Source organism: Falsiroseomonas sp. (assembly GCF_030695085.1).
Taxonomy (GTDB): domain Bacteria; phylum Pseudomonadota; class Alphaproteobacteria; order Acetobacterales; family Acetobacteraceae; genus Falsiroseomonas.
Genome location: NZ_JAUYTS010000096.1, coordinates 1 through 10,352, shown reverse-complemented (window position 1 = coordinate 10,352; position 10,352 = coordinate 1). Strand labels below are relative to the sequence as shown.

Annotated in this window: 15 protein-coding genes; 8 read left to right on the top strand and 7 right to left on the bottom strand. The window is 70.3% G+C overall.

What is annotated here, in order from left to right; genetic code table 11:
• The 6 genes from Q8S40_RS11720 to Q8S40_RS11695 form a co-directional block, all read left to right on the top strand.
• Nucleotides 1–285 (top strand): metal ABC transporter solute-binding protein, Zn/Mn family (locus Q8S40_RS11720; RefSeq protein ID WP_305670545.1); only part of this gene is annotated, 285 nt, incomplete at its 5' end.
• On the top strand, nucleotides 285–1,175 hold the full coding sequence (locus Q8S40_RS11715; protein WP_305670544.1) for a metal ABC transporter ATP-binding protein: 891 nt from the start codon (nucleotides 285–287) through the stop codon (nucleotides 1,173–1,175). The genes Q8S40_RS11720 and Q8S40_RS11715, both read left to right, overlap by 1 nt.
• A gap of 5 nt (nucleotides 1,176–1,180) precedes the next feature.
• A complete protein-coding gene (locus Q8S40_RS11710) occupies nucleotides 1,181–2,041 on the top strand; it encodes a metal ABC transporter permease (protein WP_305670543.1) in 861 nt (286 codons plus the stop codon).
• Nucleotides 2,038–2,880 carry a metal ABC transporter permease gene (locus Q8S40_RS11705; RefSeq protein WP_305670542.1) on the top strand — a complete coding sequence of 281 codons (843 nt, stop codon included), beginning with the start codon at nucleotides 2,038–2,040 and terminating at the stop codon, nucleotides 2,878–2,880. The genes Q8S40_RS11710 and Q8S40_RS11705 overlap by 4 nt, the downstream gene beginning before the upstream one ends.
• Nucleotides 2,881–2,941: 61 nt before the next feature.
• Complete coding sequence (mntR, locus tag Q8S40_RS11700) at nucleotides 2,942–3,418, top strand: manganese-binding transcriptional regulator MntR (RefSeq protein ID WP_304810940.1); 477 nt, start codon at nucleotides 2,942–2,944, stop codon at nucleotides 3,416–3,418.
• Entirely contained in the window at nucleotides 3,415–4,350 is a 936-nt protein-coding gene (locus tag Q8S40_RS11695) for a sterol desaturase family protein (RefSeq protein ID WP_305670541.1), read from the top strand. The genes mntR and Q8S40_RS11695 overlap by 4 nt, the downstream gene beginning before the upstream one ends.
• 10 nt (nucleotides 4,351–4,360) lie before the next feature.
• Here the strand turns inward: Q8S40_RS11695 and Q8S40_RS11690 are convergent, their stop codons facing one another.
• The 7 genes from Q8S40_RS11690 to Q8S40_RS11660 all read right to left on the bottom strand — a co-directional run bounded on the left by Q8S40_RS11690 (nucleotide 4,361) and on the right by Q8S40_RS11660 (nucleotide 8,352).
• Entirely contained in the window at nucleotides 4,361–4,570 is a 210-nt protein-coding gene (locus Q8S40_RS11690; RefSeq protein ID WP_305670540.1) for a hypothetical protein, read from the bottom strand.
• A gap of 180 nt (nucleotides 4,571–4,750) precedes the next feature.
• Complete coding sequence (locus Q8S40_RS11685; RefSeq protein WP_305670539.1) at nucleotides 4,751–5,089, bottom strand: hypothetical protein; 339 nt, start codon at nucleotides 5,087–5,089, stop codon at nucleotides 4,751–4,753.
• A gap of 52 nt (nucleotides 5,090–5,141) precedes the next feature.
• Nucleotides 5,142–6,098 (bottom strand): LysR family transcriptional regulator, encoded by a 957-nt coding sequence (locus tag Q8S40_RS11680; protein WP_305670538.1) that lies wholly within the window; start codon nucleotides 6,096–6,098, stop codon nucleotides 5,142–5,144.
• A gap of 63 nt (nucleotides 6,099–6,161) precedes the next feature.
• The gene (locus tag Q8S40_RS11675) at nucleotides 6,162–6,629 is read right to left on the bottom strand and encodes a M23 family metallopeptidase (protein ID WP_305670537.1); all 468 of its coding nucleotides are present in this window, start codon (nucleotides 6,627–6,629) and stop codon (nucleotides 6,162–6,164) included.
• 77 nt (nucleotides 6,630–6,706) lie between these two features.
• The gene (locus Q8S40_RS11670; RefSeq protein ID WP_305670536.1) at nucleotides 6,707–6,916 is read right to left on the bottom strand and encodes a glycine zipper domain-containing protein; all 210 of its coding nucleotides are present in this window, start codon (nucleotides 6,914–6,916) and stop codon (nucleotides 6,707–6,709) included.
• Nucleotides 6,917–6,996: 80 nt separating this feature from the next.
• Nucleotides 6,997–7,440, bottom strand: a complete 444-nt coding sequence (locus Q8S40_RS11665; protein WP_304810932.1) for a Rap1a/Tai family immunity protein — start codon at nucleotides 7,438–7,440, stop codon at nucleotides 6,997–6,999.
• Nucleotides 7,441–7,581: 141 nt separating this feature from the next.
• A complete protein-coding gene (locus tag Q8S40_RS11660) occupies nucleotides 7,582–8,352 on the bottom strand; it encodes a DUF3750 domain-containing protein (RefSeq protein WP_305670535.1) in 771 nt (256 codons plus the stop codon).
• A gap of 109 nt (nucleotides 8,353–8,461) precedes the next feature.
• Between Q8S40_RS11660 and Q8S40_RS11655 the strand changes: the two genes are divergently transcribed.
• Together Q8S40_RS11655 and Q8S40_RS11650 are read left to right on the top strand one after the other, a co-directional pair.
• Complete coding sequence (locus Q8S40_RS11655) at nucleotides 8,462–9,250, top strand: SDR family NAD(P)-dependent oxidoreductase (RefSeq protein ID WP_305670534.1); 789 nt, start codon at nucleotides 8,462–8,464, stop codon at nucleotides 9,248–9,250.
• Nucleotides 9,251–9,261: 11 nt separating this feature from the next.
• Nucleotides 9,262–10,059, top strand: a complete 798-nt coding sequence (locus Q8S40_RS11650; protein WP_305670533.1) for an alpha/beta fold hydrolase — start codon at nucleotides 9,262–9,264, stop codon at nucleotides 10,057–10,059.
• Nucleotides 10,060–10,352 lie beyond the last annotated feature (293 nt).

Here is a 10,352-nt window from a genome sequence, read left to right as displayed (position 1 = left end):
TATCTCTGGCCGATCAACTCCGAGGATGAGGGCACGCCGCGGCAGATCCGCGCGATGATCGACACGGTGCGCCGCACCCGCGTGCCGGCGGTGTTCTGCGAAAGCACGGTGAATGACCGCCCGATGCGCCAGGTGGCGCGGGAGGCCGGCGCCCGCTTCGGCGGCGCGCTGTTCGTGGACAGCCTGACGGCGGAGGATGGCCCGGCGCCGACCTACCTCAAGCTGCTGGAGGCCAATGCGGACATCATCCTGCGCGGCTTCTTCGGCAATCAGGCAAACCGCTGATGGACGGCGCGCTGGCGCACCCGATCGGCACCCGGGCCGGCCTGTCCGTGGAAGGTGTCTCGGTGGCCTATCCGAACGGCCACCTGGCGCTGCGCGATGCCAGCTTCACCCTGGCCCCGGGCACAGTCTGCGGGCTGGTGGGGGTGAATGGCAGCGGCAAATCCACGCTGTTCAAGGCCATTATGGGCCTGGTGCGGCCCTCCGCCGGGCAGGTGCGAATCGGCGGGGAGAAGGTGCAGGCGGCGCTGAAGCGCAACCTGGTCGCCTATGTGCCGCAGGCGGAGGAGGTGGATTGGTCCTTCCCCGTCGGCGTCCGCGACGTGGTGATGATGGGCCGCTACGGCCACATGAACATCCTTCGCCTGCCGCGCACGGCGGACCATCAGGCGGTGGATGCCGCGCTGGCCCGCGTCGGCATGGCCGATCTCGCGGAGCGGCAGATCGGCGAGCTTTCGGGCGGCCAGCGCAAGCGCGTGTTCCTGGCCCGCGCCCTGGCGCAGGGCGGCGAATTGCTGCTGCTGGACGAGCCCTTCACCGGCGTCGATGTGACGACGGAGGATGCGATCGTCGATCTGCTGAAACAGCTGCGGGAGGAGGGGCGGATCATCCTGGTCTCCACCCACAACCTCGGCTCCGTGCCCACCTTCTGCGACCATGTGGTGCTGGTGAACCGCACGGTGCTGGCCGCCGGCCCTACGCCGGAGGTCTTCACCGGCCCCAACCTGCTGCGCGCCTTCGGCGGTGCGCTGCGCCAGCACAGCCTGCCCGAGCAGGCCAAGGCGCATGCGCCGCTGGAGGCCGGGCATGTCGTGGTGCTGTCGGATGACGAACGGCCGCTGGTGATGGCCCCCGATGGCCGGGTGCTCGGCCGGCTGACGCAGGATCTGTAGGCATCGTGACCGAGCTCCTGATCCCCTTCGAATACGACTACATGCTGCGCGCCATGGGCATCTCCGCCCTGGTCGGTGCCGTCGCAGGGCTGCTGTCCTGCTATGTGGTGCTGAAGGGCTGGTCGCTGATGGGCGATGCGCTGAGCCATGCCATCGTGCCCGGTGTGGTGCTGGCCTGGCTCGGCGGCATTCCCTTCGCCATCGGTGCCTTCGCCTCCGGCATGCTGGCGGCACTTGCCATGGCCGGGCTGCGCGGCCGCACCCCGATCCGGGAGGATGCGGTGATCGGCGTGGTCTTCACCGGGTTCTTCGGCCTCGGCCTGTTCCTGCTGTCGCTGTTCCCGTCGAATGTGCGGTTGCAGACGATCATCTTCGGCAATGTGCTGGGCATCGCGGATGCCGACATCATCCAGATGGCGATCATCGCCGTGGTGGTTGCGCTGGTGCTGGGCATCTGGGGGCGCGACCTGATGCTGTCGCTGTTCGACCCGGTTCAGCTCGTCGCGGCCGGCGGCAATCCCTCGCATATGCGCGTGCTGTTGCTGATGCTGCTGGCCGCGACCGCGGTGGCGGGGTTGCAGGCGGTGGGCGCCATCCTGGTGATCGGCATGCTGGTGACACCCGGGGCCACCGCCTATCTGCTGGCGGATCGCTTCGGGCGGATGGCGGCGATCGCCACCTTCATCGGTGCCGCCACCGGGCTGATCGGCGCCTATGCCAGCTATTTCCTGGATGGCTCGACCGGCGGCAGCATCGTGGCCTTGCAGGCGGCGATCTTCGTGGTGGTACTGGTCTTCGCGCCGAAGCACGGCATCCGTGCCAGCCGCCGGGCCGCGGCCCATGCGGTGGCGGAGCCGGTGCCATGATCGAGGCGCTGCTGCAGCCCTGGCAGCACGGCTTCATGTACCAGGCGCTGGCCGTCGGTCTGATGGTGGCGGCGCTGTCTGCCATCCTGTCCTGCTTCGTGGTGCTGAAGGGCTGGTCGCTGATGGGGGATGCGGTCAGCCACGCCATCCTGCCCGGCGTGGTGATCGCCTGGCTGATCGGCATCCCGCTGGCGATCGGCGCCTTCGTCGCGGGGCTGACCTGCGCCATCGCCTCCGGCGCCATCCGCGCCACTTCCCGCGTCAAGGAGGATGCGGCGATGGGGGTGGTGTTCAGCGGCATGTTCGCCGTCGGCCTCATCCTGCTGTCGCAGGTGCGCTCCAACGTGCATCTCTCCCATGTGCTGTTCGGCAGCATCCTGGGCATCGAGGCGGCGGATTTCTGGACCACGCTCGGCATCGCCAGCGCCGCGCTGCTGATCCTGGCGGTCCGCGGGCGGGACCTGGTGCTGTTCTGCTTCGACCCGGGGCAGGCGCGCATCGTCGGCCTGCATGTCGGGCGGCTGCGGCTGCTGCTGCTGACGGTGCTGGCGGCCAGCATCGTGGCGGGCGTCCAGGCGGTCGGCGTCATCTTGGTGGTGGCGCTGCTGATCACGCCGGGCGCCATCGGCGTCCTTATGGCGGACCGTTTCGGCCGCATGGTCTGGGTGGCGGTGGCCAGCGCCTGCACTGCGACCGTGGTCGGCATCCAGGTGAGCTTCATGCTGGATGCCTCCACCGCCGGGTCCATCGTGCTGGCGCTGACGGCGATTTTCCTCCTCGCGCTGGCGGCCTCCCCGCGCCACGGGTTGTTGCGGCGGCGGCGGGTGGTCCCGACATAATGTGAAGCCTGTGCCACAAATTGGCACCGGGCCGCCGCGGTGCTAGCGTCGCGCCATGACCATGGCCGATACCAGCGCGGAGCCTGATCCGCCCGACCTGCCCGAAAACGGGCCGGAAGGAGCCGATGAGGCCGCGCGCCACGCCTCCGCCCGCACCGCCCGCGCCGCCGCCCTGGCGGAGGACTATGTCGAGATCATCGCCGACCTGCTGGAACGCGATGCGGAGGCACGGCCGACCGATATCGCCCGCCGCCTCGGCGTCACCCACGCCACCGCCATCAAGACCATCGGCCGGCTGAAGCGCGATGGATTGGCGCATTCCAAGCCCTATCGCGGCGTCTTCCTGACCGAGGCCGGGCATGAACTGGCCCGCCGCGTCCGTGCCCGGCACCAGACCGTGGTCGCCTTCCTCGCCGCGATCGGCGTGCCGGCCGATATCGCGGAATCGGACGCCGAGGGCATCGAGCATCATGTGAGCGACGCGACACTCGCCGCCTTCGAACGCTTCCTGGCCGAGGGAGGCAAGGTGCCCGAATGATCGAATTCCTCGATTCCATCCGCGCCAGCATCCATGAGGCCTGGCTGATTCCGGCGCTGTATGATCTGGGCCTGATGGCGTGGGAGGAGGAGGCCTTCGACTGGCTCGGCTTCGCCCTGCTCGGCCTGGTGCAGATCTTCGTCTGCATCGTGCTGTGCGGCACACTCGAGAAATGGCGGCCGGTGGAACGCTGGGACGACCAGGGCCCGGTGCATACGGATATTCTCTACACGCTGCTGATCCGCCTCGGCATCCTGCCGCTGGCGGTCTTCGTGCTGTTCAGGCCGATCCAGGTCTGGCTACACGGCACCATCGTGGATTTCGGCGCGGTGCCGCCGACGCTGGAATCGCTGTTCCCGGCGCTGCGGGAGGCGCCGCTGGTGGCGCTGGCGGTCTATATCGTGGTGCTGGATTTCGGCGAGTATTGGCGCCACCGGCTGCAGCACGCCATTCCGTGGTGGTGGGAACTGCACGCCGTGCACCACGCCCAGAAGCAGATGACCTTCTGGACCGATGACCGGAACCACCTGCTGGATGACGTGATCGCGGCGGTCTGGCTCGGCGTGCTGGCGCTGGCCATCGGCGTGCCGCCGGCGCAGTTCCCGGTCATCGTTCTGGTCACCCGTATCGTCGAATCGCTCTCCCACGCCAATGCGCGGCTCAGCTTCGGGCGGGTGGGCGAGCGCCTGCTGGTCTCGCCGCGCTTCCACCGGGCCCATCATGGCGAACAGGCCACCGATGTGCAGGGGGTGAATTACGGCGTGCTGCTGCCGGTGTGGGACTGGATGTTTGGAACGGCCGACTGGAACCGGCGCCACTACCCCGCCACCGGCGTGCCGGGGGCGGATGAGGCGATCGTCTCCGGCGGTTTCCTGGCGCAGCAGGTGGCCGGGCTGCGCGCCGCCTTCGGGCGACGCCGGCGCGTGCCGTAGCAGCCTAAGGTCAGGCGACCTTGGTCGGCTGCGCCAACATCACGAACAGCCGGTGCGTCGCGATATCCACCTTGCGGCGCATATGGTCCTGCCAGGCGCGGTTGGCGGTCGCCTCGTCATGGTAGGGGCCGTGCAGTTCCTCCGTCCCTGGCTCCAGCGCCGTGAAGTTGGTGTCGGTGAAGACGCCACCCCAGACCACCCAGATTTTTCGATCGCTCATCGTCGGTCCTCATGATTTGCCGCAGCGCAGCATAGCTGGAAGTCGTCCGGGGCGGAACGCCGGGCCAGGGGTACCGATAGCGGGCGATCTCTTCACCGGGTCTGAACAGCCCGGGACACTTCGCCTGATGGGGCACGACCGGCCATCCCACCCGGAGGGGGAGGCCGGCCGCGCGATGCCTCAACGCTGGCCGCTGCGGGCCCGCCGCATCATCTCGACCATGGCGGCAGGCACATAGACGGTCTCCTGCGATTCACCGGCTCCGATGGTCAGCGGCACGTAGCCGGGCCGCGGCGTCTGGGCGAACATCGCGTCGAAATGCACGATCCGGACATCCATGCCGGTGGGGTCGCTGACCATCACCCGGCCGCCGCCGACCAGCGTGCCCTGACCCATCGGGCCGTAATCGACCATCATGTTCTCGCCCGTTCCGGTGACCCGGGGGTAGCTCTGTGCCATCGCGGCGGGGGCCGTCAGCAGAAGGGCTGCGGCCAGGATGCTCATGCGGCTCATGGTCATGATCTGCGTCTCCGTTGCTGGCGCGGCGAGGGCCGGCGCCCAGGCGCAGAGTTCAGGAAGCCGGTCCGGTCGCGCAGCCTTCATGCGCCGTCCCTATCGAAACAATGCCCGCGGCGCATGCGGCTGGTCGTTTACAACGGGGGCTGCGAAGCGCGTGCGGCGCAGCGCCTCGACGAAGCGTGCCGGACCAGCGGCGGCCGGCCACGGTCACCAGGCAGACCTGCCGCGCAATGGGCGCATCCTCCACCGGGCGCAGCACCAGGCCCGACTGCACGGCGCTGAATTCCGGCAGGAAGCACACGCCCATGCCGGCCGCCACCAGGCACTGGATCCAATCCTCCCGCTCGCTGCGGCAGGCGCTGGCGAGCCTGGCGCCGGCCGTGGACAGATGCTCCCGCAGCACGTCGCGATGTTCGCAATTGATGCGGGACAGATAGGACTGGCCATCCATGTCCCGCATCGTGATGGACCGGCGCGCGGCAAAGGGGTGGCCGGGTGCGCAGGCCACCAGGAAGCGCTCGACGTAGAGCGGCTCCGGTTTCAGCCGCTCGTGGTAGGCCTCCGGCTGCACCATCAGCGCGGCGTCGAGATCGCCTTGCAGCAGTAATTCTGCCAAGCGGTCGGGCGTCGCGTCCGCAAGGCTGATATCAACGCCACGCTCCGCCGCGCGGAACCGCCCGAGCAGCGCACCGAAGCGTTGCGGCCCGAGCGAGCACATCACGCCGAGCCTCAGATCGGAGCCCTGGAGTCGCAGATGCAGCGAGGCCTGTTTGCGGACTGACCGGCTGCGGGCGACGATATCCTCGATCCGCGGCTGAACCATGCGGCCGAGTGCGGTCAGATGCGTCGTGCCACGCTCGCGTGCAAACAGCGGTGCACCGAGTTCCCGCTCAAGCTTCTGGATGACGCGGGTGAGGGTGGGCTGCGTCACGCCGCAGAGCGCGGCGGCGCGGGTGAAGTGCAGGGTCTGGCTCGCTGCCAGGAAATAGCCCATCTCGCGGAGTTCCATCGTCGTGCCCACCCCATGATGGCTGGGCTTCGCCTGGGCATGGCGAATGGTTCCGCGGCCGGATCACCCGCAGCGCGGCAGCGCCAGGAACGCCGCCGGGTCCACCGGCGTGCCGCCCACCACCACCTCGAAATGCAGATGCGTGCCATAGGTGATGCCGCTGCGCCCGATGCGGCCCAGCCTTTCCCCCTGCGCCACCCGGCGGCGGCCGGAAGCCAAGGCGGGGGCGATGCTGCCGAGATGGGCGTAGCGGGTGGCGAAGCCGCCTGCATGGCGCAACTCCACCTCGAGCCCCGCAGCGCCCCGCCGGCGCACGGCAACCACCTCGCCGGCGGCGGCGGCCACCACCCAGGCGCCCGCCGGGGCGGGGATATCGATGCCGCGATGGTGGCGGGAGGCGCGCGGCCCGGCCTCGTCGCGCTCGCCGAAGGGGGAGGAGATGCAGGCCGGACGAAGCGGCGCCTGCAGGGCGCCCGGCGCCGGCTGGGCCAGGGCGGGTGCGGCCAGGGCGGGTGCGGCCAGAAAAAGCATCCCGAAGGCCAGGGCCTTCATGCGGAATTCCACCATCCCGGGCGGCGGTAGCCCGCCGTCCGGGAGGGTGGCAAGGCTCAGCGCCGGTAGCGGCGGTTGTCGCGCGGCGGTGCGCGGCGGTCGTCGTAGCGGGGCTGCGACTGGTCGTACAGGAAGCCACCGGCCCCACCGACGCCGGCACCCAGCAACGCACCGAGACCGGCATTGCCGCTGAAGGAGCCGAGGACGCCGCCAACGGCGCCGCCACCGAGCGCGCCGGTCGCGACGCGCTGCTGGGTTGGATTCATGTCAGCGCAGGCCGAAAGGCCAAGTGCGGCGACCAGGGGAAGAACGAGGCGCAAGGCGCGCATGATGGGTCTCCTTTCGCTCAGCGGGTCGGGCGGGTCGGGCGCGCCCGATTGGACGCCGTCGTCGCACAGGGGAATTCCGCCTGGGCGTAGCGCAGGAAGCCATCCAGCGCCGGCTCATTGGCGAAGCGCGGATTGGCCCGCGCCCAGCCCGCGAAGCCGAGGCCGGTCTGCGCGATGGAAGGGCCGGGGCTCGGCACGCAGAACAGCGGCCGCGCCGGGCCACCCACCGGGTAGAGCAGCGCATGGTATTGCGCGGCACCGGTCAGGAAACCCTGGCAATAGGCGATCGCCTCCAGCCGGCGCACGCCGCGCACTGCCGGGTCGCAGACAGCGGCCAGGTCGCGCACGGTCTGCACATGATCCGTGACGCTGGGCTCCTGGTCGGGTCCGCGCTGCCCCTGGGCGAGGGCGGCCGGGGCCGCCAGCAGGCCCAGCATGGCGATTGTTGCCACTAGGCGCATTATCGTTTCCTTCCTTGGGAAGTTGAGTCGAGCTTCCTGCCCCTTGGCCGGCATCATGCACCGGCCGCGTAAGCATCATGATGACAACGCAAGTGGGCGCAGTTCGTTCGTCGCTGCTTCAAATTACCTGGAACGATCGCCTTACGGTTGCGCCGCGGCGACACCCGGCGCCGGGTCCAGCCCCAGCCGGCCCAGGCCGGGCAGTTTCAACGCCGGCCGGCGCAGATCCAGCCCGGCGACGGCGCCGAGGATGTTCACCTCCACCCCCTCCACCCAGCCCAGGGTCAGCCCGGCATAGCCGCCCAGCGTCAGCCGGATGCCGGTGCCGGAGCCGGTCCAGCGCAGCCAGCGGCCATCATGCGGGAAGTCCTTGCCGATGGCATTCGGCGGCAGTGCCACCTGCACCCCTGGCACCGAATCCAGCACGGCGGCGACGAAGGTGTTGGAGTTGGGGCCGGGCCAGACCCGGTAGTCGCCCCGCTGGCGGAAGGCGTAATCCGTGATGGCGGCCTGCATGCGCGGGATCATCGCCGCCGCTTCCGCCCCATCCGCCGCGAAGACCAGCTGCGGCGCCCGGCCGAACCACCGGCCATCGGCCTCGAATCCGTTGACGCGGATCGGGTCGCCCCAGGCGGTATAGTCGTAGCGGGTATAGGCATTCGCCCCCTCGGGCTTGATCACCACCCAGCTATGCACCGCGAAGATGCCGCGCCAGCGCACCGTGGGGGCGGCGAAGACCCGCACCACCGCCTCCGGCTTCTCGGCCGCCGGTGGCAGCAGCCCGGCGCTGCTGCGGTCGGCCATCTGCCAGCCGGGGCCGATTCCGCTCCATTGATAGATCGCGGCCGCGATGCCGAGCGGCAGCAGGAAGAACAGCGCGAACAGCACCAGGAGGGTTTTCAGGATCTGCATCTGCTGGCGCATCTGAGGTGCGTCGCGCGGACGCGCAAGGCGCCTGCGGGTTGACAGCAGCGGCAGGGCGCGGCCTGTGCGGGGCAGGATTGGGGAAGGGGCGCTGGCCATGGAACTCGGCTTGAAGGGCAGGACGGCGCTGGTCACCGGCGCCTCCATGGGCATCGGCCGCGCCATCGCCCGCGAATTGGCCGCCGAAGGCGTGGCCGTGGCGATGCTGGCGCGCGGCGCGGACCGGCTGGCCGAGGCCGCCGCCGCCATCACGGCCGAGACCGGCAGCCGCACCGTGCCGATCGCGGTCGATCTGGTGGATGAGGCGGCGCTGGGCACCGCGGTGGCGCAGGCGCAGGCGGCGCTCGGGGCCATCGACATCCTGGTGAACAATGCCGGCGCCACGCCGATGGGCCGCATCGCCGACAGCGACGATGCCACCTGGCGCAAATCGATCGATCTGAAACTCATGGGCTATATGCGCTGCGCCCGGCTGCTGGTGCCGCCGATGCGGGCACGGCGCTGGGGGCGGGTGATCAACATCATCGGCCGTTCCGGCCACCAGCCGCGCGCCACCTATATCGTGGGCTCCAGCGTCAATGCCTCGCTGCTCAGCTTCACCCATGCGCTGGCGCAGGATTGCGCGCCGGACAATGTGCTGGTGGTGGGGGTGAACCCCGGCCCGATCGCGACGCCGCGCTGGGATGCGCTGGTGGCCCAGGGTGCGGCCGGCAGCGGGCGCGACCCCGCGGCGGAAAACGCGGCCGCCATCGGCTCCGTCGCCATGGGGCGGCTGGGCACGGCGGAGGAGGTCTCCGGCCTGGTGGCGTTCCTGTGTTCCGACCGCGCCGGCTTCATCACCGGCACGAATATCGACATCGACGGCGGCGGCACCCGCTGCATCTGAGGACGCGCATCATGCCCCATTTCGAGGTCTCGCCCGGCGTGATGCTGGCCTACACGGTGGACGACTTCACCGACCCCTGGGCGCCCGCGCCCACCGTGCTGCTGCTGCACGGCCTGGCCGAGAGCGGGGAGGCGTTTCGCGCCTTCGTCCCCGCCTTGGCGCGACAGGCCCGCGTGGTGCGGCTGGATCTGCGCGGCTATGGCGGGTCGACGCCGATGCCGGCCGACCACCCCTGGCGCTTCGACCGGCTGGTCGCCGATGTGGTGGCGCTGATCGGCCATCTGGGCGTGGCGCGCGTGCATCTGGTGGGCGGCAAGATCGGCGGCACCATCGCGCTGGCCGTCGCGGCGCGGCATCCCGAGCTGGTGGACAAGCTGGCGGTGCTCGGCGGCCCGGCCTCGCTCACCAACCTGGCCGGGCGCACGCCCGGCTGGCGCGCGCAGATCGCGGCGGAGGGCGTGCCGGCCTGGGTCGCGGCCTCCAATGCCGGGCGGATGGGCACGCGGATGAGCGCCGCGGCGCTGGAATGGTGGACGCAGATGATGGGCCGCACGGCGGCGTCCACGCTGGAAGGCTTTCTGCAAATGGTGCCGGGCGTGGATGTCACGGCGGAGGTTGGCGCCATCCGGGCGCCGACGCTGGTGGTGACCACCACGGGCAGCGGCCTCGGTTCGGTGGAGGAGGTGCGGGCCTGGCAGGAGCGCATCGCCGGCTCCCGCCTCGTGGTGGTGGACAATGACAGCTATCACGTCGCGGCCTCGGACCCGGATGCCAGCGCCGAGCTGGTGAAGGATTTCCTGTTCGGCTGAGCGAACACCAGATCACATCGATTGGACATCTGCGGCCAGCGAAGCCAGCCGAGCGCCCGACTGGGTTGCCCGACTGGGCGCCGCGCCACGTGGCGCGCAGCCAAGCCAGCGGATGCTGGCGCCGGCGCCGATGAGCGAGACTTACAAGGCGGTGATCGGCCACGATCACCGGGATCTGGTCTCAGCGGCGCGGCCAGGGCAGCAGCGCGGCCAACGGCAGCAGGGCCAGGCCCCAATCCAGCGGGCTGCCGCGCGCCAGCACCGGCAGGGCGGCGAGTGCGGCCAGCGCCGCG